General features: G+C 68.0%; 19 protein-coding genes. 10 read left to right on the plus strand and 9 right to left on the minus strand.

Translation table 11 applies throughout. From position 1 onward, the window contains the following. The first annotated feature begins 163 nt into the window (after positions 1 to 163). A complete protein-coding gene (locus tag ACQ3HB_RS13860) occupies positions 164 to 1,657 on the plus strand; it encodes a sensor histidine kinase (RefSeq protein WP_430920653.1) in 1,494 nt (497 codons plus the stop codon). A gap of 172 nt (positions 1,658 to 1,829) precedes the next feature. Here ACQ3HB_RS13860 and ACQ3HB_RS13865 read toward each other — a convergent pair whose 3' ends face one another. Then, positions 1,830 to 2,078, minus strand: coding sequence for a WhiB family transcriptional regulator (locus tag ACQ3HB_RS13865; protein ID WP_430920654.1), 249 nt, complete (start codon positions 2,076 to 2,078; stop codon positions 1,830 to 1,832). 189 nt (positions 2,079 to 2,267) lie between these two features. On the opposite strand from ACQ3HB_RS13865, the gene ACQ3HB_RS13870 reads away from it, so the two are divergent. Continuing rightward, entirely contained in the window at positions 2,268 to 2,699 is a 432-nt protein-coding gene (locus tag ACQ3HB_RS13870) for a hypothetical protein (RefSeq protein ID WP_430920655.1), read from the plus strand. Positions 2,700 to 2,924: 225 nt separating this feature from the next. Then, positions 2,925 to 3,380: an Hsp20/alpha crystallin family protein gene (locus tag ACQ3HB_RS13875; protein ID WP_430920656.1), complete on the plus strand. Its 456-nt coding sequence runs from the start codon at positions 2,925 to 2,927 to the stop codon at positions 3,378 to 3,380. Between the two features lie 262 nt (positions 3,381 to 3,642). On the opposite strand, the gene bcp is transcribed toward ACQ3HB_RS13875, so the two are convergent. The 3 genes from bcp to aroA all read right to left on the minus strand — a co-directional run bounded on the left by bcp (position 3,643) and on the right by aroA (position 6,732). Further along, entirely contained in the window at positions 3,643 to 4,122 is a 480-nt protein-coding gene (bcp, locus tag ACQ3HB_RS13880) for a thioredoxin-dependent thiol peroxidase (RefSeq protein ID WP_430920657.1), read from the minus strand. 195 nt (positions 4,123 to 4,317) lie between these two features. Further along, positions 4,318 to 5,376: a ribosome small subunit-dependent GTPase A gene (gene rsgA / locus ACQ3HB_RS13885; RefSeq protein ID WP_430920658.1), complete on the minus strand. Its 1,059-nt coding sequence runs from the start codon at positions 5,374 to 5,376 to the stop codon at positions 4,318 to 4,320. A 3-nt stretch (positions 5,377 to 5,379) separates the two neighbouring features. After that, complete coding sequence (gene aroA, locus ACQ3HB_RS13890; RefSeq protein ID WP_430920659.1) at positions 5,380 to 6,732, minus strand: 3-phosphoshikimate 1-carboxyvinyltransferase; 1,353 nt, start codon at positions 6,730 to 6,732, stop codon at positions 5,380 to 5,382. Between the two features lie 109 nt (positions 6,733 to 6,841). On the opposite strand from aroA, the gene ACQ3HB_RS13895 reads away from it, so the two are divergent. Together ACQ3HB_RS13895 and ACQ3HB_RS13900 are read left to right on the plus strand one after the other, a co-directional pair. Next, positions 6,842 to 7,453 (plus strand): sigma-70 family RNA polymerase sigma factor, encoded by a 612-nt coding sequence (locus ACQ3HB_RS13895; protein WP_430920660.1) that lies wholly within the window; start codon positions 6,842 to 6,844, stop codon positions 7,451 to 7,453. After that, positions 7,450 to 7,701, plus strand: coding sequence for a zf-HC2 domain-containing protein (locus ACQ3HB_RS13900; protein ID WP_430920661.1), 252 nt, complete (start codon positions 7,450 to 7,452; stop codon positions 7,699 to 7,701). The genes ACQ3HB_RS13895 and ACQ3HB_RS13900 overlap by 4 nt, the downstream gene beginning before the upstream one ends. Before the next feature lie 227 nt (positions 7,702 to 7,928). Here the strand turns inward: ACQ3HB_RS13900 and pip are convergent, their stop codons facing one another. From pip to ACQ3HB_RS13915, 3 genes are all read right to left on the minus strand, one after another. Continuing rightward, the gene (gene pip / locus ACQ3HB_RS13905) at positions 7,929 to 8,867 is read right to left on the minus strand and encodes a prolyl aminopeptidase (RefSeq protein ID WP_430920662.1); all 939 of its coding nucleotides are present in this window, start codon (positions 8,865 to 8,867) and stop codon (positions 7,929 to 7,931) included. 119 nt (positions 8,868 to 8,986) lie between these two features. Then, a complete protein-coding gene (locus ACQ3HB_RS13910) occupies positions 8,987 to 10,717 on the minus strand; it encodes a cation:proton antiporter (protein WP_430920663.1) in 1,731 nt (576 codons plus the stop codon). A gap of 189 nt (positions 10,718 to 10,906) precedes the next feature. Continuing rightward, positions 10,907 to 14,629, minus strand: a complete 3,723-nt coding sequence (locus tag ACQ3HB_RS13915) for a multifunctional oxoglutarate decarboxylase/oxoglutarate dehydrogenase thiamine pyrophosphate-binding subunit/dihydrolipoyllysine-residue succinyltransferase subunit (RefSeq protein WP_430920664.1) — start codon at positions 14,627 to 14,629, stop codon at positions 10,907 to 10,909. A 134-nt stretch (positions 14,630 to 14,763) separates the two neighbouring features. Here ACQ3HB_RS13915 and guaB1 point away from each other — a divergent pair, with 134 nt between their 5' ends. Then, positions 14,764 to 16,203 (plus strand): GMP reductase, encoded by a 1,440-nt coding sequence (guaB1, locus tag ACQ3HB_RS13920; protein WP_430920665.1) that lies wholly within the window; start codon positions 14,764 to 14,766, stop codon positions 16,201 to 16,203. Positions 16,204 to 16,377: 174 nt separating this feature from the next. After that, positions 16,378 to 16,686, plus strand: coding sequence for a hypothetical protein (locus tag ACQ3HB_RS13925; protein WP_430920666.1), 309 nt, complete (start codon positions 16,378 to 16,380; stop codon positions 16,684 to 16,686). A 172-nt stretch (positions 16,687 to 16,858) separates the two neighbouring features. Here the strand turns inward: ACQ3HB_RS13925 and ACQ3HB_RS13930 are convergent, their stop codons facing one another. Continuing rightward, entirely contained in the window at positions 16,859 to 17,704 is an 846-nt protein-coding gene (locus ACQ3HB_RS13930) for a LysR substrate-binding domain-containing protein (RefSeq protein WP_430920667.1), read from the minus strand. A 189-nt stretch (positions 17,705 to 17,893) separates the two neighbouring features. Here ACQ3HB_RS13930 and ACQ3HB_RS13935 point away from each other — a divergent pair, with 189 nt between their 5' ends. The 3 genes from ACQ3HB_RS13935 to ACQ3HB_RS13945 all read left to right on the plus strand — a co-directional run bounded on the left by ACQ3HB_RS13935 (position 17,894) and on the right by ACQ3HB_RS13945 (position 21,769). Beyond that, entirely contained in the window at positions 17,894 to 19,243 is a 1,350-nt protein-coding gene (locus ACQ3HB_RS13935; RefSeq protein WP_430920668.1) for an MFS transporter, read from the plus strand. A 160-nt stretch (positions 19,244 to 19,403) separates the two neighbouring features. Then, positions 19,404 to 20,723, plus strand: a complete 1,320-nt coding sequence (locus tag ACQ3HB_RS13940) for a hemolysin family protein (RefSeq protein ID WP_430920669.1) — start codon at positions 19,404 to 19,406, stop codon at positions 20,721 to 20,723. Beyond that, positions 20,720 to 21,769 (plus strand): hemolysin family protein, encoded by a 1,050-nt coding sequence (locus ACQ3HB_RS13945; RefSeq protein ID WP_430920670.1) that lies wholly within the window; start codon positions 20,720 to 20,722, stop codon positions 21,767 to 21,769. Before ACQ3HB_RS13940 ends, ACQ3HB_RS13945 begins: the two co-directional genes overlap by 4 nt. Positions 21,770 to 22,066: 297 nt before the next feature. Here the strand turns inward: ACQ3HB_RS13945 and ACQ3HB_RS13950 are convergent, their stop codons facing one another. Further along, on the minus strand, positions 22,067 to 23,155 hold the full coding sequence (locus tag ACQ3HB_RS13950; protein ID WP_430920671.1) for an NADH:flavin oxidoreductase/NADH oxidase: 1,089 nt from the start codon (positions 23,153 to 23,155) through the stop codon (positions 22,067 to 22,069). Between the last annotated feature and the right edge of the window lie 6 nt (positions 23,156 to 23,161).

Genomic DNA, 23,161 nt, shown 5'->3' on the forward strand with positions numbered 1-23,161 from the left:
CCGGGGTCCCGGCGCCGACGGTGTCCCGATTGAAGGAGTTGTGCGCGGACCGGACGGCTCGACGTGTTCCGAGCGGCAGTCGAGCGCTTGGCGGCCGGGCCCGAATCCGCAGCCCTGGCACGGCTCACAAGGAACCGTCGGTCGCCGACCCTAGACTGGTTCCGTGTCGACGCTCAGTGATCTCGTACTCGCCCAGGGGCGCTCCAGCGCCGAAGACGTCGAATGGTTGCACATGCTGCTGGCCGACAGCCAGCTGCTCGCAGACCTGGCCTTCGCCGACATCGTGATCTGGGTGCCGACCACCTCGGGGAGCTTCATCGCCGTCGCGCACTCGCGTCCCTCGAGCGCGGCCACACTGTTCTACCGCGACTTCGTCGGGCAGTCGATCAAGCAGGAGTGGCGCAAGCAGGTCACCGACTGCTTCGAGAGCGGCAGGATCATCGAATCCTCCGCACCGGACTGGTACGAGGAAACGCCCACGCGCGTCCGCGCTGTTCCCGTCGCCCGTCGGCTCTCTCCCACCGAGAAGGTCAACGCGGACGGCCCCATCGCCGTCATCACCCGCCACACCAACCTGGGTGAGGCGCGCACGCCGAGCCGCCAGGAGCTCACCTTCAACGACTGCGCGAGCGACCTCTTCGAGATGATCGCGGCGGGCGACTTCCCGGATCTGGGCGCACCCACCGGTCCGCGGCGCGGAGCCCCTCGAGCGAGTGATGGCCTCATGCGGCTCGACGTGGACGGAACCGTCACGTTCGCGAGCCCCAATGCCCTGTCCGCGTTCAACCGCATCGGCTTCGCGGAGGAGCTCGAGGGGGAGTCCCTCGCCGAGGTCACGACGCACCTGCTCTCCGGAACCGTCACGGTCGACGAATCGCTTCCCCTCGTCGTCACGGGCCGCGCGCCCTGGCGCACCGACATCGAGGACAAGGGCGTCACCATCTCGCTGCGTGCGATCCCGCTGCGCAGTCGCGGCGAACGCATCGGCGCGATCGTCCTCTGCCGCGACGTGAGCGAGCTCCGCCACCAGGAGCAGGAGCTCATCACCAAGGACGCGACGATCCGCGAGATCCACCACCGGGTGAAGAACAACCTGCAGACCGTCGCGTCGCTCCTCCGCATCCAGGCACGCCGGACGCACTCCGAGGAGGCGCGCGACGCGCTCAACCAGGCGATGCGCCGTGTCGCCGCCATCGCGGTGGTCCACGACACGCTCTCCGAAGGGCTCAACCAGAACGTGGACTTCGACGAGGTCTTCGAACGGGTGCTGCTGCTCGTCGCCGAGGTCGCGAGCTCGCACAACACGACCGTTCGTCCCACCTCGACGGGCACCTTCGGCAACCTGCCGAGCGAGTACGCGACGCCGCTCGCCCTCGCACTCACCGAGCTCGTCACGAACGCCGTGGAGCACGGGTTGAACGGCCGCGACGGAGACGTCGCCATCACCGCCGCTCGCACCGACGACACGCTCTCCGTGCAGGTGCGAGACAACGGCGCCGGGCTGCCGGAGGGGAAGGTCGGTTCAGGCCTCGGCACCCAGATCGTCCGCACGCTCATCCAGGGTGAGCTGGGCGGCACGATCGACTGGCACACGCTCATGGGGAGCGGTACCGAGGTCACGATCGAAGTGCCGCTGCGCTGGGTCGCCAAGGGCTGAGCGGCCCGGTTCGGCCCGAGTCGGCACACGGCCGCGCCCGGCCGATCGGCCCGCCCTGTTCGGACCCGATTCCGGACAGACGAAACCCCCTGCCGACCACCCGATTCGTCGGGTGGCGCGGTGCAGGGGGTTGTCGAACGGCGTCTGGTTCAGGCGGCGCCGGAGTCGAGTGTCAGGAAGCGCGGCGAGCTCGAGCTGCGCGACGCTTGAGTGCGCGACGCTCGTCCTCGCTGAGGCCGCCCCAGACGCCCGAGTCCTGACCGGTCTCGAGCGCGTACTGCAGGCAGACCTCGGTCACGCTGCAATTGGCGCACACCTGCTTGGCCTTGTCGATCTGATCGACCGCCGGTCCGGTGTTTCCCACCGGGAAGAACAGCTCGGGGTCGACGGTGAGGCAAGCAGCTTTGTCGCGCCAGTCCATAGGGGAACTCCTTTTATTGCAGGGTAGATTTCTTCAACCGACCAAATGGGTCGGGAAGCGAATGCCGATTCGCGAGGGGGATGATCGTCCAGATTGGGATCTGTCCACTTCCTCGTGGACGTCAAATCGGCCTCAATCATGGTTTCATATTGGTAGTAGCAAATCAATAGTCAAGTTTGGGATAACTCTGTGAGTACCGACCATCACGTCCACGGCGAACCGCAGCGCGACCAGGCGGGCCGACACCCGTACGTCCGCGCGCTGACCGTCCTCCTGGGCGCTGAGGCGCTCCTCATGCTGGGGCTGTCCGCGTGGTTCCTGTTCGAACTGTTGGCGGCCACGCCGTCGTCGTTCACGAGCGCGCTCGCGATCTTCGTGATCCTGCTGATCGCGACGGCGTTCGTCGTCGCACTCGCGGTCGGCCTCATTCGTCGCCAGACGTGGATCCGCGGTGGAGCGGTCACCTGGCAGCTCATCCAGATCGCCGTCGCGATCGGTGCGTTCCAGGGGATCTTCGCGCAGCCCGGCATCGGCTGGCTCCTCCTCATCCCGTCGATCGTCGTGCTCGTGCTCCTCTTCACGAAGCCCGTGATCGCCGTCACTCGGCGCGATCTGCACTGAGGGACGCGGTTCGCCGCGTTCGGTCGCCCTTCCTCGCTCTGCCCTTCCTCGCTTCGGTCCTCCTCGCTTCGGTCCTCGCTCTGCCCTTCCGTGTCGCTCGCTGTCCGCGAACAGGGGAAGGTCTCGTCGGTGAACCCGGTTACCGTTAGATAGTTGAGTCAAATGGGCTCAACTTTGAAACGACTAGCCGGGCCGCGAACACGCTCCCGACCAAGGAGGAACACCATGGCTCTCACCTTCGACCCCACCCGTGACCGCGAACGTATCGTCAACGGCCTCCAGAGCGCCGCTCAGGGCCCGCGCAAGATGCCGATGGATCTGTACCGCGACAGCGACGTCTACGTCCTCAGCGCTGATCTCCCCGGCATCGATCCGGGTTCCGTCGACATCGACGTGGACGGCCAGCTGCTCAGCATTCGTGCCGAGCGCACTCTCACGAGCGGTGACGGCGTCGCCTGGATCGCCCGCGAGCGACGCGCAGGCAGCTTCCTGCGCCAGTTCACGCTCGGCCAGGGCATCGACACCGAGCACATCGCCGCGAGCTACGTGAACGGCGTCCTGACGGTCACCGTCCCCGTTGCCGAGCGTGCCAAGCCGCGCAAGATCGAGGTCGTGACGGGTTCGCCCGCCGAAGCCCCGGCATCGGAGACGGCTCCCGAGACGGCAGACGCCGCCGCGTAGCCCCTCGCCTCCGAGACGAGGCTGCCTGAATGAGGCCCCGACACCAGGTGTCGGGGCCTCGCTCGTCCTCGCCCTCGTACTCGGGCTGTTCACAACTCAGGAGCGTTCCGGCGTGTCGGGGACGGACGTCGGCGTGTCGCGGCCGACACGCCGCACGTCTCCTGAGTTGTGAACGGGATCGAGGGGCGGCGATGCGATGTGCAGGCGGATCGCTCCGACGGAGCTCAGCCGGGAGCTTCGACGGGGAGGCCGAGCGGGGAGCTCAGGCGGGGAGGCCGAGCGCCTTCCGCAGGCTCTTGACGTGGCCAGTCGCCTTCACGTTGTACTTCGCGAGCGTGATCTTCCCATCGCCGTCGATCGCGAACGTCGACCGCAGGACGCCCGTCACGAGCTTGCCGTAGAGGTTCTTCTCGCCATAGGCGCCGTACGCGTTGTGCACCGCGAGGTCGGCATCGCTCAGCAGCGGGAAGTTGAGCCCCTCGGCCTCCTGGAACTCCTTGAGCGTGGCCGGCTCGTCCTTCGAGACGCCGAGCACCTGATAGCCGGAAGATGCGAGCGACGACAGGTTGTCGCGGAAGTCGCACGCTTCCGTGGTGCAGCCGGGCGTCATCGCGGCCGGATAGAAGTACAGGATGACCTGCTTGCCCGCGTAGTCCGCGAGCGAGACGGAGGCGCCGTCCTGGTCGGTCAGAGTGAATGCTGGAGCGGTGTCGCCGGCTGCGAGGCGGATCGGTTCGGTCATGCTGCCAGCCTACCGATCGCGCTGCATCGCCCTCCCGGGACGTTCACAACTCAGGAGCGTTTCGGCGTGTTGTGGCCGACACGCCGGGCGATGGGTGCGACACGCCGCAGGTCTCCTGAGTTGTGAACGCGGCGAGCTGACCGAGCGACCGATGCGAGCGGGACGGACGCGGCCGTCGTCAGCGGCGTGGTCGACTCAGTAGCTGTCGGCCTTGACCGCGGCGAACGTCGCGAGGAGCCGCTGCAGGGAGTCGAGACGGGCGAGCCCCGCTTCGCCGAGACGGCCGTCGGCCGCAGCCTCGTTCATCGCGCAGTCGGGGGCGTCCGGCAGATGCGTGCACCCGCGTGGGCAGTCCTCGGCGATCTCCGCCAGGTCGGTGAACGACTTCAGGATGTTGTCCGTGTTGACATGACCGAGGCCGAACGAGCGGACGCCGGGGGTGTCGATGACCCAGCCGGTGCCGGTCGGGGCGACGACGCGCAGCGAGACGGTCGACGAGGACGTGTGCCGTCCGCGACCAGTCACGACGTTGACATGCCCCGTCGCGCGATCGGCCGTCGGGACAACCGCGTTCACGAGCGTCGACTTGCCGACGCCGGAGTGCCCGACGAAGACCGTGTCGTGGCCGACGAGCGCCTCCGAGATCTCCTCCACAGGCATCGCGTCTTCACGACTGCGGAAGACGCGGAGACCGAGGCCTGCGAAGTTCGCGAGGAATTCGTCGGGGTCCTGCAGGTCCGTCTTCGTGATACAGAGCATGGGGGTGATGCCGGCGTCGAAGGCTGCGACGAGGTACCGGTCCACGAGGCGCGCCCGTGGCTCCGGATTCGCGGCGGCGACCACGATGAGCATCTGGTCGGCGTTCGCCACGACGACCCGCTCCATCGCATCGGTGTCGTCGCCACTGCGCCGCAGGAGCGTCTTCCGGGGCTGGATGCGGACGATGCGCGACAGCGTGCCCTCCGCGCCGCTCGTGTCGCCGACGACGTCGACGCGGTCGCCCGTGACGATCGCCTGCTTGCGCAACTCGCGGGCCCGCGTGGAGGTGAGCACACGCTCGTCGTCCGTGCCCTCGTCGAGCAGGACCGTGTACCGTCCACGGTCGACGCCGAGCACTCGTGCCGTCAGGGCGTCCCTGTGCTCCGGCCTCGTCTTCGTCCGCGGGCGGTTCGCCTTCGGGTTCGGCCGGGTGCGAATCGAGGATTCGTCGATCTCCGGCTCGTCGTCGTCATCGTCGTCGGTCCACCAACTCATCGATCAGGCCCCGAGCATCGTCTGCCACAGCGACGTGAACTGCGGCAGCGTCTTGGCGGTCGTCGCGACGTTCTCGATCGTGATCCCGGGGACGACCAGGCCGAGCATCGCACCCGTGGTGGCCATACGATGATCGTGGTAGCTGTGCCATTCGCCGCCGTGGAGCGGTTTCGGGTCGATGCGGAGGCCGTCCTCGAGTTCCGTGACCGAACCGCCGAGCTTGTTGATCTCGGTCGCGAGGGCTGCGAGGCGATCGGTCTCGTGATGGCGGATGTGGCCGATGCCGGTGATGGTGGACGGGCCGTCGGCGAGAGCCGCGAGCGCTGTGAGCGCCGGGGCGAGTTCGCCGCCGGTCGTCAGGTCGAGGTCGACGGCCGTGATGCGTTCGCCCGCCTTTACCGTCAGGCGGTCTCCGTCGAGCGTGACTGTCGCGCCGAACTGCGGGAGCAGATCGATGAGGTCGGCGCCGACCTGCGTGGTGTGCGCCGGCCAGCCGGTGAGCGTGACGCTGCCACCCGTGACGAGCGCGGCGGCCAGGAACGGAGCGGCGTTCGAGAGGTCCGGTTCGAGAGTGACGTCGAGTGCGGCGATGGGGCCGGGCGCGACGACCCATTCGCCGACCGCGGGGCTCTCGACCGTGACGCCGCGGGCCGCGAGGCGGGCGATCGTCATCTCGATGTGGGGGAGGCTCGGCAGGCGTTCGCCGTTGTGGACGAGGTGCAGGCCATCCTCGAACCGCGCGGCGGACAGGAGCAGGCCGGACACGAACTGGCTCGACGACGACGCGTCGATCGTGAGCGTGCCGCCGGCGACCCGACCCGTGCCGTGGACCGTGAAGGGGAGGGCGCGGCGACCGTCATCGCTGAGATCGACGCCGAGCTCCATGAGCGAGGTGATCATCGTGCCCATGGGGCGGTTCCTGGCCGACGGATCCGCATCGAACACGGTCGGTCCGAGAGCGAGCGCAGCGACGGGCGGCACGAAGCGCATGACCGTGCCGGCCAAGCCGCATTCGACGGTCGTGCTGCCCGTGAGTTCTTCAGCCGGAGTGACGAGCCAGTCGGCGCCGAATGCACCGGAGCCCTTCTGCTCCTCGATCGTCGTGCCGAGCGCGCGCAGCGCCTCGACCATGTTGGTGCTGTCCATCGAGTGCAGCGGTGCGTGGAGCAGCGACGGGCCGTCAGCCAGAGCGGCCAGGACGAGCTCGCGGTTGGTCAGCGACTTCGAGCCGGGGAGGGACACCGTGGCATCGATCGGACCGGCCGCCACGGGGGCAGGCCAAGCCTCGTCGGGGCGCTCGGGCTCGGCATCGCCGTACACGTCGAAATCTGGTGCGGAATACGGATTGGTCAACATTGGTTCCAACAGTAGTCGGAGCAACTGGAAGAAGGAGAAGCGGATGTCCACTGCTGTGCTGGAACGTGCGGAAAGTCCGTCGGTCGGGCTGCCCGTAGACTGGCAGGTGATGACTTCCGTCGACCCAGAACCACGCCCGGCGAAGCCGGACACCAGAACGCTGTTCGAAGAGCAGGCTTTGCCGTTCATCGACCAGCTGTACGGCGCTGCCATGCGCATGACGAAGAACCCAGCGGACGCGCAAGACCTCGTCCAGGAGACCTTCGTCAAGGCGTTCGCGGCGTTCGCACAATTCGAGCAGGGCACCAATCTGAAAGCCTGGCTCTACCGCATCCTCACGAATACGTACATCAACACGTATCGGAAGAAGCAGCGTGAGCCGTACCAGGGCACGATCGACGACCTCGAGGACTGGCAGATGGGCGGTGCTGAGTCGATCAGCGCCACGTCCAGTCGTTCCGCCGAGGCCGAAGCCATCGATCACCTCCCCGACAGCGATGTGAAGAACGCGCTCCAGGCGATTCCAGAGGACTTCCGTCTTGCTGTGTACCTGGCCGACGTCGAGGGCTTCGCCTACCAGGAGATCGCCGACATCATGAAAACACCCATCGGGACCGTGATGAGCCGTCTGCACCGTGGCAGACGCCTCCTCCGTGACCTGTTGGCCGATTATGCGGAAGAACGCGGGTTCGCCGTTCGGAAGCAAGGGAGCAAGAAATGAGTGACTGCGGCTGCGACAAAGCCAAAAAAGACCTCGAGGAGTACCTCCGTCACGAGGTGTGCAACACCGAAGCATCAGACATCCGTGAGCACCTCGAGAACTGTGAGGACTGCCGGAGTGAGGCGCTCGTCTCTCGAACGCTGACCGAGGCCGTGCAGCGTGCCTGCAAGGAGGCTGCACCCGAGGACCTGAAGAACCAGGTGCTCGCGAGCCTTCGCGCCGCTCAGGCGACGCACGAGCCCGCGTAACGAACCTCTTCGGGGCGAGCCTGCGTTCCGCCGGCTTGCTCGCCGGATCGTGGCGCTCGGTTCAGTCGGATTTCGCGGCGTTCGTGCGCGTCTGGCGATGGGTGCTGCTCGATGCGCTCGCGTGTCCGCGCCCCTGTGTCGTGAGCGCTACCCGCGTTCGGGCGCGCTCGCCGCAGGGACCCGCGCTCGCGCAGTGGTGCCGTGTGATTGAGGAGGGGCGGACCACGTCAGCGGGCGAAAGCAGCGAGAGCTGCAGCGAGCACGTCGATCATGGTCGTACCGCCGTGGCCGTCCTGCTCGATGACGTGCAGTTCGCTCGCCGGCCATGACCGATGCAGCCGCCACGCCGTCTCGAGCGGTGAGCTGACGTCGAGCCGGCCGTGGATCAGCACGCCGGGGATGGCGGCGATGCGCTCCACGCCGTCTTGGAGCTCGGTCGGGCCGAGGAACGCCCCGTGCCGCCAGTAGTGCGTGACGAGCGTCGCGAAGAGGAGCCTGAAGTCCGGATCCTGGTACCTGGGGCTCGGCCGGTGGTTCGGGTCGAGCGACACGTGGACGTCCTCCCACGCACACCAGGCGGCAGCCGCTGCGGAGCGGACCTCATCGTCTGGATCTGCGAGCAGGCGGGCGTAGGCATCGATGATTCGCTCGCCCTCGGTCGGGCCGGCAGCCGCGGCGAACGCATCCCACTCGCGCGGGAACACCCGTCCCATCTCCTCGGTGATCCATTCGACCTCGCGCGGTGTCGTGGTCGTGACTGCCGTCAGGACGAGCTCGGAGACCCGGTCCGGGTGCGCCTGCGCGTAGGCGAGAGCGAGCGTCGTCCCCCACGAGATGCCGGAGACCAGCCAGGACTCGATGCCGAGGTGCCCACGCAGTCGTTCGATGTCGTCGATCTGGCGATCGGTCCTGTTCGTCGACAGCTCCGCGGACGGGTCGATCGCGAGCGGGCGACTCCGCCCGCACCCCCGCTGGTCGAACGACACGATGCGATAGCGCTCGGGATCGTATTGACGGCGGTAGCCGTCGCTGTTCCCGGATCCCGGTCCGCCGTGCAGGTGCAGCGCCGGTTTCCCGTCGGCCGACCCGGACTGTTCCCAGTACACCCGGTTGCCGTCGGTCGTCGTCAGCCGTCCGGATTCGTACGGATCGATCGGCGGAAACATCCCTCCACCCTATCGACCGCTCGTTCCAGCCCGCCGAGGGGACGCACAGTGCGGGTGCTGGGGCCTCAGACCCGCACTTCGCGACCCCTCGGCAGGAGGAGGAGCAGGAGGGAGAAAGCTCAGGTGGCGTTGTCGATCTGGTCGAGACGGGACTCCTCGAGGTCCAGCATCTGCTGGGCGCGGGCGAGCGCGGCAGAGGTGTACGAGCCAGCAGCACGCGCGTCGAGGAGGGCGTCACGCTCCGCGTCCAGCACCCGCCGGCGCAACTGCCGGTACTGCTCGTGCGGCCCGACGTCGTCGTTCTCCGCGCGCTCCGTCTCCGTCGCGACCTTCACGAGACTGCTCGCTCGCACCCGCTTGACGACGCCGGGATCGAACGGCTTGCCCTCATCGGTCACGAGGTCCGGAGCGTCGAGCAGCGAGACGCCGACGGTCGACATCTCCTCGACGAGCTCCACGAGCTGCCTTTGCAGCGCCTCCTTGTCGTTGCCGCCGACACCGCTCAGCCGGATGACGAACGGCAGCGTTCCACCCTGAACGAGCAGCGTCACGATCGCGACGACGAATGCGATGAGGACAAGTTCGGCCTGGTACGGCGTCTCCTTCGGCAGGGATTGTGCGGCCGCGAGCGTCACCACGCCCCGCATCCCGGACCACGCGAGGACCGCGCCGCCACGCCAGCCGAGGCCCTCCCGCTCGAGGAAGTCGAGGTGGGCCTCCCAGCGACGGAAGGACTTCGAAGCCACCGCGCGACGTTGCACCACACGCGGATCCGTCGGTTCGGGGACCGCGGTGGTGCGTTCATCGAAGCGTTCCTTGTACTGCTCGAGCTTCGGGCGGTTCGCAAGCGCTTTCCGTTCATCGCGGCGAAGCGACCACACGAGGCCGCCGACGAACACGATCCGGATGGCGATGAGCACGACGGTCACGAGGAGCCCGAGCCCGACTGCGGGAATGATGCCGACGCGGTCGGTCTGCACCTTCTCGACGATCGTCTTGAGCTCCAAGCCCATGAGGAGGAAGACGCTGTTCTCGAGAAGGAATTGTGCGGTCCGCCAGTTGATCCGCTCACTGATGCGATCCTGCGCGGTGAACCACTTCGCGCTCTGATGGCCCGTCACGAGCCCCGCGACCACGACCGAGAGGACGCCGGACGCGTGGAAGTACTCGGCCGGGAGGTACGCGATGAACGGCACCGCGAAGGAGATGACGGTCGTGAGCACCGGGTCCTTGAGGAACGCGCGGACCCGCACCGTGACGAGGCCGACCAGGAGACCGACGACGATCGCGAGCGAGACGGCGAACAGGAAATCGGCCGCGACCGCCCACAAGGACACGGCCCCGGCCGTGGCGGCGATCGCGGACCGCAGGAGGACGAGCGCCGACGCGTCGTTCACGAGGCTCTCGCCCTCGAGCACGCTCACGAGACGTGAGGGCATGCCGAGCCGTTTGCCGATCGATGTCGCGGCGACGGCATCGGTCGGGCTGACGACGGCGCCGAGCGCGATGCCGGCGGCGAGACTCAGGTCGGGCAGGATCGACGACAGGATGAACCCGATCACGACCGAGGACACGACCACGAGCACGACGGACAGGCCGGAGATCGCCTTGAGGTTGCGGCGGAAATCGACGAGCGGCACGTTCACCGCAGCCGAATAGAGGATGGGCGGCAGGACGCCCATCAGGATCCACTCCGGTTTGATCTCCGGCACGTGGACGGTGGGGATGACGCTCACGCCGAGTCCGACCAGCACGAGCACGAGCGGCGCAGCCACCCGCAGCTTGCTCGCGAAGGCCGCGACCGCGACGATCGTGACGATGCCGATCACTGCGAGGAAGGCGTACTCCATCTGATCAGCCTATTGGGCGGGTGGGCGCACGAACCCCGAACCGGGTGCGGACGGCCCATGAGTTCGGCCAGAATCGCATCCGGCGGCGGCTCGGAAGGAGCCCGCACGCGCGAAACGGCCGCCCCGACGAATCGGGACGGCCGTTGCACGAGATCAGCCGCCGCTGACGAACGCGGCAGCGGACGCGAACTACAGCGTGAGCGCCTTCTGCAGCAGCTCCGCCTGCTCACCGGCGTGGCGCTTCGCCGAACCGGTGGCGGGCGATGCGGAAGCCGCACGCGACACGACGCTGATCGAGCGACCGCCGAGGTGCTTCGACGCTTCGACGTAGATGAACGGCCACGCACCCTGGTTCTCGGGTTCGTCCTGCACCCACACCAGTTCGGCGTTGGGGTAGGACTCGATGACGCTCTTCAGCTCGGCGCTCGGCACCGGGTAGTACTGCTCGACGCGCACGAGGGCGATCTGGTCGTTCGGCTTCTTGTCGAGCTCGCTCAGCAGGTCGTAGTGGATCTTGCCCGCGTGGAGCAGGACGCGCTTCACAGCGGCCTTGTCCGTGATGCGGGCGTCGTCGATGACCGGCTCGAACTTGCCGCTCGTGAAGTCCGAGACGGGGCTCGTCGCGCCACGCAGGCGCAGCATCGCCTTCGGGGTGAAGACGACGAGCGGACGACGCGGGCGAGCGTACGCCTGACGACGCAGCAGGTGGAAGTACGACGCCGGCGTGGACGGACGGGCGACCGTCATGTTGTCCTCGGCGCACAGCTGCAGGAAGCGCTCGATACGAGCCGACGAGTGGTCGGGTCCCTGGCCTTCGTAGCCGTGGGGGAGGAGCAGCGTGACGCTCGAGCGCTGTCCCCACTTCTGCTCCGCCGAGGAGATGAACTCGTCGATGATGGTCTGCGCGCCGTTCGTGAAGTCGCCGAACTGTGCTTCCCACAGGACGAGGGCATCGGCGCGTTCCACCGAGTAGCCGTACTCGAAGCCCATCACCGCGTACTCGCTGAGCAGCGAGTCATAGATCCAGAACCGTGCCTGGTTGTCGCTCAGATTGGCGAGCGGCAGCCATTCCTGCCCGTTGACCCGGTCGTGGAGGACTGCGTGGCGCTGCACGAAGGTGCCGCGGCGCGAGTCCTGACCGGACATGCGGACGGGCGTGCCCTCCGTGAGGAGCGAGCCGAGGGCGAGCAGTTCGCCGAAGCCCCAGTCGATGTTGCCGCTGCGGCTCATCTCGAGGCGCTTGGCGAGGAGCTGCTGCACCTTCGGGTGGACGGTGAAGCCGGCCGGCTTGTTGTTGAACGCATCGCCGATGAGCTGCACGACGGCATCGGACACGCCCGTCGTCTCGAGCTCGCCCGCGTACCCGTCCTCGTCGACCTGCTCGGTGACGATGGGGGTCGGCGAGGTCTGCGCGGCGTGCGTCTCCATGAACGCGCGCTCGAGGCGGTCCTGGAAGTCGCGGTGAGCGGCCTCGTACTCCTCCTCGGTGATGTCGCCGCGGCCGACGAGCGCTTCCGTGTACAGCTTGCGGACGGAGCGCTTTGCTTCGATGAGGCTGTACATGAGCGGCTGCGTCATCGACGGGTCATCGCCCTCGTTGTGACCGCGACGGCGGTAGCAGACGAGGTCGATGACGACGTCGCGCTTGAACTCCTGGCGGTACTCGAACGCGAGTTCCGCGACCCGGACGACGGCCTCGGGGTCGTCGCCGTTCACGTGGAAGATCGGCGCCTGGATGGTCTTCGCGACGTCCGTGTTGTAGATCGACGAACGACCTTCGCCCGGAGGCGTGGTGAAGCCGACCTGGTTGTTGATGACGACGTGGATCGTGCCACCCGTGCGGTACCCGCGCAGCTGCGAGAGCTGCATCGTCTCGAGGACGACGCCCTGCCCCGCCATCGCCGCATCGCCGTGGATGAGGATGGGGAGGGTGCCGAACGCGCCGATGGGGCCGCGGTCCTGCTTGGCCCGCACGATGCCCTCGAGGACACCGTTGACGGCCTCGAGGTGCGAGGGGTTCGCCGCGAGGTACACGGGGATGTCGGAACCGTTCTCGGCGCGGAACGTGCCCTCGGTACCGAGGTGGTACTTGACGTCGCCGGAGCCGTGGCTGTTCGGATCCTGGGTGCCCTCGAACTCACGGAAGATCTGACCGTAGGTCTTGCCGGCGATGTTCGTGAGGACGTTCAGACGGCCGCGGTGCGCCATGCCGATCGCGACCTCGTCGAGCTGGGCGACCGAAGCGCCCTGCAGGATCGTGTCGAGCAGCGCGATCGTGGACTCGCCGCCCTCGAGGCTGAAGCGCTTCTGACCGACGTACTTCGTCTGCAGGAAGGTCTCGAAGGCCTCCGCCTCGTTGAGCTTGCCGAGGATGCGCATCTGCTCGTCGTGCGACGGCTTCTCGTATTTGCGCTCGACCTTGCTCTGGATCCACTTGCGCTGGGCCGGGTCCTGGATGTGCATGTACTCGATGCCGGTGGTGCGGCAGTACGAGTCGCGCAGGACGCCGAGGATGTCGCGCAGCTTCGCCGTGCGGGCGGAACCGAACGCGCCGGTCACGAACTCGCGGTCGAGGTCCCAGAAGGTGAGGCCGTGGGTCGCGATGTCGAGGTCCGGGTGCGAACGCTGCACGTACTCGAGCGGGTCGATGTCGGCCATGAGGTGGCCGCGGACCCGGAACGCGTTGATGAGCTCCTGCACGCGGGCCGTCTTGTCGACGGCGTCCGCGAGGTCGACGCTGATGTCCGGAGCCCAGTGGATGGGGTCGTACGGGATGCGGAGGGCCGCGAAGATGTCCTCGTAGAAGTTGCGTCCGCCGATGAGCAGCTCGTGGACGACCTTCAGGAACTCACCGGAACCTGCACCCTGGATGACCCGGTGGTCGTAGGTGCTCGTGAGGGTGATCGTCTTGCCGATGGCGAGCTCGTTGAGCGTGCGCTCCGACGCTCCCTGGAACTCGGCCGGGTACTCGAGGGCGCCGGCGCCGATGATGCAGCCCTGGCCCTTCATGAGGCGCGGAACCGAGTGGACCGTTCCGATGCCGCCCGGGTTCGTGAGCGAGACCGTCACGCCCTGGAAGTCGGGAGCCGTCAGCTTGTTCTGACGAGCGCGGGTGACGAGGTCCTCGTACGCGGAGAGGTACTCGTTGAAGGTGAGGGTCTCGGCGCGCTTGATGCCGGGCACCATGAGGGCGCGCGAGCCGTCCGGCTTCGGGAGGTCGATCGCGATGCCCATGTTGATGTGGGCCGGTGCGACGACCGTCGGCTTGCCGTCGGTCTCCTCATAGAAGACGTTCTGGCTCGGGAAGTCCTTGAGCGCGCGGATGAGCGCCCAGCCGATGAGGTGCGTGAAGCTGACCTTGCCGCCACGGGCACGCTTCAGGTGGTTGTTGATGACGATGCGGTTGTCGATCATGAGCTTCGCCGGGATGGTCCGGACGCTCGTCGCGGTGGGGACCGTGAGGCTTGCGTCCATGTTGGTGGCGAGCGACTTGGCCATGCCCTTCAGGACGGTGACCTTGTCCTGCGGCTCGATCTCTTCCGGCTCGTCCGTCTTGGGCTTCTGCACCGTCTGCGGGCTCGTGACGGGGGCGTCGGCCGGGATCGGGGCCGGCTTCGCCTGCACCGATGTGGTGCGGGCGACGGGCTGCGAGCCGATGATCGGGATGGGGGCGGTCGGAGGGTTGGCCGACTGCGCTGCGGGTGCTGCTGCCGATGCCGAGGGGGCTGCACTGCCCGTCGGCGTCTGGTCCTTCACGGGGTGGTAGTGCTCCAGGATCGGCCACCAGGACTGGTCCACCGAATTCTTGTCGACGATGTACTGTTCGTACATTTCATCGACGAGCCATTCATTGGCTCCGAATTCGCTCGTTGCGCCGTCCTCTGCGCCCACACCGGTCATCTGGCTCGACACCGTCGATCGCCCACTCTCTCCGTTGAATTCTTGCTGTATGCGGGCAGCGAAGATGCCCGCAGGATCCAGTGTTCAAGCCTAAACCCATTCCCTGGGCGCTGCGCTCAGGCAACCCGGCGGGATACGTTGTTCCCATGAGGTTCATCGGTGAGATTCCCAGCCACGACCTGACCTACTCGGACGTCTTCCTCGTTCCGAGCCGGTCCGACATCGCGAGTCGCTTGGATGTCGACATCGCCCCGGACGATGGGACGGGCGCGACGATCCCCATCGTCTCGGCGAACATGAATTCCGTGACCGGCCCGCGACTGGCCGCGACGCTCGCCAGACGCGGCGGACTCGGGGTGCTCCCGCAGGACATGCCGCTGCAGGACCTCGATGCGGCGATCCGCTGGGTGAAGTCCCAGCCGGTCGCCTTCGACACGCCGCTCGTGATGTCTCCCGACGACACGGCTGCCGACGCGATGCGGAAGATCCCGCCCGTCGAGGGCCACGGCATCGTGCTCCACGACGACTCCGGGACTTACGCCGGCTGCATCACCGCGTCGCGACTCGCCACGGCCTTGCCCGATGCGCGCCTCGGCGACCTCGTGCACGGCGCGCTCGCGAGCATCGACGCGGACGACGTCACCGGTGGACGCGCCGCGTTCGACCTCATGATCGCCGCCGACCTCGAGTTCGCGCCCGTCCTGCACCACGGCGCGGTCGTCGGCACGCTCAGCCGCAAGAGCGCCCTCCGCGCCACGCTGTACCGGCCGGCGCTCGACGCCGATGGACGGTTGCGCGTCGCCGCGGCGCTCGGCATCAACGGCGACATCGCCTCCAAAGCACGCGCCCTCGCCGCCGCAGGAGTCGACGTCCTCGTGATCGACACCGCCCACGGCCACCAGGACGGGATGCTGCGCGCCATCGCCGCCGTCAAGGCCGCCGGGCTCGGCATCCCGATCGTCGCGGGCAACGTCGTGACCTCGGTCGCCGTGCGCGACCTCGTCGACGCCGGTGCCGACATCCTGAAGGTCGGCGTCGGGCCGGGCGCGATGTGCACGACCCGCATGATGACGGCCGTCGGACGCCCGCAGTTCTCCGCCGTGCTCGAAACTGCGGAGGCGGCGCGCGAAGTGGGTGCGGCCGTGTGGGCCGACGGCGGCGTACGGTACCCGCGGGACGTGGCGCTCGCCCTCGCCGCCGGAGCGTCGTCGGTCATGATCGGCTCCTGGTTCGCCGGGACGATCGAAGCGCCGGGCGAACTCGAGCACGGTCCGGACGGCGTCCTGTACAAGGAGAGCTGGGGGATGGCGTCGACGAAGGCCGTGCACGAGCGCTTCGGGCGTCTGGACCCCTATGAGCTGGCGCGGAAGACGCTCTTCGCCGAGGGGATCTCGTCCTCCCGCATCCTCCTCGACCCGTTACGGCCCTCCGTCGAGGACCTGCTCGACATGATCACCTCCGGCGTCCGGTCGTCCTTCACCTACGCCGGTGCGTCGACCATCCCGGGCTTCCACGAGCGTGCGCTCGTTGGCGTGCAGTCGGCCGCTGGCTACGAGGAGGGCAAGGCGCTCCCCGTCTCCTGGTGACGCCCAGCCCCCACCCCTGCTCCGCCTCCGCCCCCGCTCCTGCCACAGTCCGAACCTCCGTTTTCGTGCAAGAAGTGCCTCCGAAAATGGCCGGATTGCACGAAAACGGAGGTTTGGCGGGACGGTGCGACGAGCGGGCGTGGGGCGCGCAGGCTGGCATGGGACACTGGGCGCATGGCTTTTCGACGATCGGCACCTGAGCAGCACGGCTTCGGACTCGGCATGCAGGTCCTCGTCCAGACCGATCCCGATGCGGACGCATCGAGTGTCGAGTACGTCTCCGGCGTGATCGTGGCACCCGGGCGTTCGCGGTCGGCCGCGTTCGTGTCCGTGTGGACCGAGCAGCTGACGACCTGGATCATCGAGTTCGACGAGCCGTTCTTCGGTCCTGACGGCAGCGGCCCGCACGATTCCGCCGAGGTGCGCGAGACCTACCTGCTGCCTGCGCCGTTCGCCGAGGACCCGGCGACCGTCCCCGCCTGACCGGCAACCGTCCCCGCCTGACCCGCATCGCGTTGGTCGATGTCTGACCCGCCCGGATCTCCATCGAACTTCCACAATTCAGGGTCGATTGCACAATTCAGGATGATCTGACAGCGTTTCGCCCGGAATCTTCCTGAATTGTGCAGATGTTCCTGAATTGTGGAAACACAGGTCAGGCCAGGGAACGGTCCATGATCGCGGAGGTGAGCGCCGTGACGGGATCGGATGCCGTGGACGGATTCGCGAGCAGTGTGAAGTCGATCGAACCGAGCGTGGGCAGTCCGAAGCGGCCGCTCAGCATCACGAGGTCGGCGGGGATCAGGCTCCGTGGGAACACGGCGACGCCGAGGCCGGCACGAACCGCCGCGAGCACACCGTTGACCTCACGCGTGCTGCACGTGATCCGCCAGGTCCGGCCCGACTGCTCGAGCGCATCGATCGCCAGCTGACGGGACAGACTCGGATCCTGGTAGGCGATGAGCGGCACGGGCAGTCCCGGTTCGATCGTCGTCTTCTCCAAGCCGACCCACACCATCGAGTCGCTCCGCACGAGCGTGCCCTCGCCCTGCCCAGGGTTCATCTTGATGAAGATGAGGTCGAGCTGCCCCGCTTTGAGTCGTCGGTAGAGCGGCCCGCTCTGGTTCACCGTGAGCTCGAGGTTGACCTGCGGGTGCAGCTGCCGGAAGTGGCGCAGGATCCGGGGGAGCTGCGTCATCGCGAGGTCGTCCGCTGCGCCGAATCGCAACTTGCCGCGCATCGCGGACCCGCTGAAGTAGCTCTCGGCCGAGGCGTGGGCGGCGAGGATCGTGCGCGCGAAGCCTGCCATCGCATCGCCGTTGTCGGTGAGGCGGACGTCGCGGGTGTCGCGGACGACGAGCCATCGGCCAGCCGCATCCTCGAGGCGGCGGATCTGCTGGCTCACGGTCGGCTGGCTGAGCCCCAGCTGGGCGGCTGCACGCGTGAAACTGCGCGTCTCGGCGACGGCGAGGAAGGTGCGGAGGAGTGCTGGATCGAACACGTCGAGACCCTCTCATTCACAAATCGAATAGGACTTATAGGTGCAATTTCCTTCAGGAATGACTCTACGGCCAATAGCGTGGAGAGCGGATCCCACCCACTCGCACGACAGCACCACCCGCACGACCACCATCCGCACCACCCACCCATACGACACGCACCCTCGACATACGAAACGCTGGACCCCACTGTGACACCACCGACGGACACCGCCGTCCCCTTGTCCCCTCCGACCGCATCGATGCCCATCGTCGGCGTCCGCCCCGCCTGGCGCGACACCTTCACCTCGCTCCGCGTCCCGAACTTCCGCCTCTTCACGATCGGCCACATCGTCGCGACGACGGCGATCGGGATGCAGCGCATCGCCCAGGACTGGCTCGTCCTCGAGCTCTCCGGCAGCGTCGCGGCCGTCGGCGTCACGGTCGCGATGCAGTTCGCGCCCATGCTCGTCTTCGGCCTGCTCGGCGGCGTCCTCGCCGACCGGTACCCGAAGCGGATCCTCCTGACGATCACGCAGTCGCTCGCCGCTGCGCTCGCCGTCGTCCTGTCGGTCCTCGCGCTCACCGGCGCCGTGCAGGTGTGGCACATCTACGTCATCGCCTTCCTGCTCGGACTCGTGACGGTCGTGGACACCCCGGCCCGACAGTCGTTCGTGAGCGAGCTCGTCGGCCCGCACCGGCTGCCGAACGCGATCAGCATCAACTCGGCCGTGTTCCAGCTCGGTCAGCTCGTCGGTCCCGCAGTCGGCGGCCTCATGATCACCGCGATCGGCTCCGGCTGGTCGTTCGCGATCAACGCCGTCGCCTGCTGCGGCGTGGTGCTCACGCTCTCGCTCATGAACGTGAAGGCGCTCATGCCGACGAAGCCGATGCCGCGAGCGAAGGGCCAGATGGCCGAGGGCGTCCGGTACGCCGTGCGCAAACCGGCGATCCTCTGGACGGTCGTGATGCTCGCGTTCGTGTCGGTCTTCGCGCTCAACATGCCCGTGCTCCTCGCCGCCTACGCATCCCAGGTCTTCGATATCGGGCCCGGCGGGTACGGGCTCCTCAACGCGCTCGTCGCGGCGGGAGCGCTCACGGGCGCACTCGCATCGACCAGGCGGGGCCGGGTCGACCTCCCCATCGTCATCGGTACGGCCGCCGCGATCGGCGTCCTCCAAGCGACCACGGGCCTCATGCCGTCGCTGTTCCTCTTCTGCGCGCTCCTCGTGGGCGGCGGCGTCGCCACGCTCCTCTTCATCACCGCCGCGAACTCGCTCGTGCAGCTCTCCGCCAACGCGGGGATCCGCGGCCGGGTCATGGCGTTGTACGTGCTCGTGCTGCTCGGCGGGCAGGCGATCGGCGGGCCGCTCATGGGCTGGCTCGTCGAACACGCCGGGCCGCACGTCGGCATGGTCGTCTCCGGCGCCGTCCCCGCCCTCGCGGCCGGTGTGGTCACGCTCGTGCTGCTCGCGAAGCGGCGGCGGGCGCGGGCTGCGGTGGCGGCTTCGGCCGATACCGATGCAGGTGCAGATGCCGTCGTCGTGGAGCAGACGAGCTGACGCGACCGCTCGTCCGATCCGATACGCATCCGATCCGCCCCAAGCGAAAACACAGGTGCAACGAGCGTGTGCTCGGGTAGACTCATCCGCACAATGGACGACCCTCCCTCTGACAGTTCGCCCGACCATAGACCCCGCTTCGAGCGAGTAGGGGGCCACCATGTATGAATGGATCATGTTGGGTGTCGGGTTGATCCTGACGCTCGGCACCGGTTTGTTCGTGGCCTCCGAGTTCGCGCTCGTCAACCTCGACCGAGCAGACCTCGAAGCCCGACGCGACCGCGGCGAGACGCGGCTGACGATGACCATCGCAGCCCTCAAACTCACCTCGACGCATCTCTCGAGCGCACAGCTCGGCATCACCCTCACCACCCTCCTCACCGGGTACACGATGGAGCCGGCGATCGGTTCGCTCCTCAGCGGCCCGTTCGGCGCGATCGGCCTCCCGGAGGCCATCCTCCCGATCGTGGCGAGCATCACCGCCGTGATCATCGCCACCCTGCTGAGCATGATCATCGGCGAACTCGTGCCGAAGAACTTCGCGCTCGCGCTCCCGCGGCAGACCGCGAAGCTCGTGATCCCGTTCCAGACGGCGTTCACCTTCGTGTTCAAGCCGGCGGTCATCGTGCTGAACGGCAGCGCCAACGGTCTCATCCGCGCATTCGGCGTGGAGCCGAAGGAAGAGCTGTCCGGCGCTCGAACGGCCGAGGAACTCTCCTCGCTCGTCCGCCGATCCGCGATCGAGGGCACCCTCGAAGCCGACACGGCGACGCTCCTCAACCGCACGCTCCACTTCGCGGGGCACACGGCCTCCGACGTCATGACGCCGCGCCCGCGCATCGCGTCCATCCAGCGAGGCGAACCCGCACAGGCCGTCCTCGAGCTCGCCAGGACGACCGGGCACTCCCGGTTCCCCGTGACCGATGAGGACGTGGACGACGTCATCGGCGTCGTGCACGTGAAGCAGGCGATCGCCGTTCCGCGCGAACGCCGACTCGACGTGCCCGTGTCCGCCCTGCAGTCGCCGGCCCTCCGGGTCCCGGAGACGATGAAACTCGACGTCCTGCTCAGCCAGCTGCGCGGCCGCGGCTACCAGATGGCCGTCGTCGTGGACGAATACGGCGGCACCGCCGGCGTCGCGACGCTCGAAGACCTCGTCGAGGAACTCGTCGGCGAGGTCGCGGATGAACACGACCGCACCCGCGCGGGCGTCGTCCGCGGACGCGACTCCATCACCTTCCCCGGCAGCCTCCGCCCCGACGAACTGCTCGAACGAGCCGGCGTCGTGGTCCCGGAGGACGGCCCGTACGAGACCGTCGCGGGATACGTCATGAGCGTCCTCGGCCGCCTCGCGGTCGTCGGCGACGAGATCGACATCGACGCCGGCGTGCTCCGCGTCGAACGACTCGACGGCCGTCGCATCGACCGCATCCGCTTCACACCGAGACCGGAACCGATCGAGGACGGTGAGGCGTCATGAGCGACTGGGCAGGACTCGGGTGGCTCTTCGTGCTGCTCCTCGCCAACGCGTTCTTCGTCGGCGCCGAATTCGCCGTCATCTCCGCCCGCCGTTCGCAGATCGAACCGCTCGCCGAACAGGGCAAGCGGAGCGCGAAGACCGCGCTGTGGGCGATGGAGCATGCGACGCTCATGCTGGCGACGAGCCAGCTCGGCATCACCGTGTGCTCGCTGCTCATCCTGAACGTCTCCGAGCCGGCGATCCACCACCTGCTCGAAGTGCCGTTGCACCTCACCGGGCTGCCCGACGAGGCCATCGGGACGATCGCGTTCATCATCACGCTGCTGCTCGTCTCCTACCTCCACGTCGTGTTCGGCGAGATGGTCCCGAAGAACCTGTCGTTCTCGGTGCCGGACCGCGCAGTGCTCCTGCTCGCGCCGCCGCTCGTGTTCGTCGGCAAGGTGTTCAAGCCGATCATCGTGGCGCTCAACGCCGTCTCGAACGGCGTCGTCCGGCTCTTCGGCGTCGAGCCGAAGGATGAGGCGGCGAGTGCGTTCACGCTCGACGAGGTGGCGACGATCGTCAACCAGTCGACGCGCGAGGGCATCCTCGTCGACTCGACCGGAGCGCTCGTGGCAGCGTTCGAGTTCACCGAGAAGAAGGTCCGCGACGTGGCCCTGCCGCTCAGCGCGCTCATCACGCTCACGGAGCAGGCGACGCCGTCCGATGTGGAGCGGGCCGTCGCGAAGTACGGGTACTCGCGCTACGTGATCGTCGACGACGAGCAGGTGCCGATGGGCTACATCCACCTGAAGGACGTGCTGCGTTTCGACGACCTCGTCGACAACGGCGACGAGTCGAAGCCGGTGCCCGCGAAGCGGATCCGCCAACTCGTGTCGGTGTTCGAGGGATCGGACGTCGAGGACGCGCTCACGACGATGCGTCGCTCCGGCGCGCACGTCGCCCGCGTGTTCGACGAGGAGGGCAACACGACCGGCGTCCTGTTCCTCGAGGACATCATCGAGGAACTCGTCGGAGAAGTGCAGGACGCCACGAGGCGCCGCTAGGCCGCCAGGCGGCCAGGCCGGAACGCAGCAAGGCCCACTCCGAGGTTCGGGGTGGGCGTTGTCGCGTCAGGGCCCTTCGACAGGCTCAGGGACCGGGGCCCTTCGAGGGGCTCAGTGACCAGGGCCCTTCGACAGGCTCAGGGACCGGGGCCCTTCGACAGGCTCAGGGACCGGGGCCCTTCGACAGGCTCAGGGAACGGGTCCTTCGACGGGCTCAGGGAACGGGTCCTTCGACGGGCTCAGGGACCGGGGCCCTTCGATGGGCTGAGTGACCGGGGCCTGGGCTCAGGGACCGGGTCAGGAGCCGACGCGAACGGGCTTCGCTCGCTGGTACTGGCCCGGCCACAGGTCCACGTCCGCGCCGAGCACTTCCGCCGCATGCAGCGGGAAGTGCGGGTCGCGGAGCGCCTGGCGGGCGAGCAGGACGGCGTCCGCCTGCTCGTCGGCGATGATCGCGGCGGCCTGCTCGGGCGTCGTGATCTCGCCGACCGCGCTCGTCGGGACGCCGGAAGCACGAACCGATGCGGCGAGCGGCACCTGGTAACCGGGGCCGTAGGGGATGACGGCGTCGCCGACGATGCCCCCGGAGGAGATGTCGAAGAAATCGGCGCCGTGCTCGACGGCCCATCCGGCGACCGTCGCCGTCTGCTGCTCGTCCCAGCCGCCTTCGGCCCAGTCGGTGGCGGAGAAGCGGATGAAGAGCGCGAGGTCCTCAGGCAGCACCGAGCGCACGGCGTCGACGACGCGCAGGAGGAGCCGGGCGCGGTTCTCGAGGGAGCCGCCGTACTCGTCCGTCCGTACGTTGGACAGCGGGGAGAGGAACTGGTGCAGGAGGTACCCGTGGGCCGCGTGCAGCTCGATGACGCGGAAGCCCGCCTCCACGGCGCGGGCCGCAGCAGAACGGAAGTCCTCGACGACGCGATCGATCCCGGCAGCGTCGAGCGCGACCGGTTCTCCGTGCGCGATGAAGGGGACCGCCGACGGGCCGACGGTCGTCCAGCCGCCCTGATCGGCGGGGATCGTTCCCCGCTGCGTGGTGCCCCAGGGCGCGAAGGAGGAGGCTCGTCGGCCGGCGTGCGCGAGCTGGATGCCGGGCACCGCCCCGTGCGCGGAGAGGAACGCGGTGACGGGCTTCCAGGCGTCGCGCTGTTCGTCGGTCCAGATGCCGGTGTCCCGCGGTGAGATGCGCCCCTCGGGGTTCACCGCCGTCGCCTCGGTGAGGACGAGGCCGAAGCCGCCCGCCGCGAACTGGCCGAGGTGCACGAGCTGCCACGCCGTGGGGACGCCGTCCTCCTGCTCCACCGCGTACTGGCACATGGAGGCCACCCAGAGTCGATTGCGGATGTCGATGCCTCGGAGACGGTACGGGTCGAACAGCGTGGTCATCTGACT

It is taken from the genome of Plantibacter lichenum, assembly GCF_050587525.1.
In the GTDB taxonomy this organism is placed as follows: Bacteria; Actinomycetota; Actinomycetes; order Actinomycetales; family Microbacteriaceae; genus Plantibacter.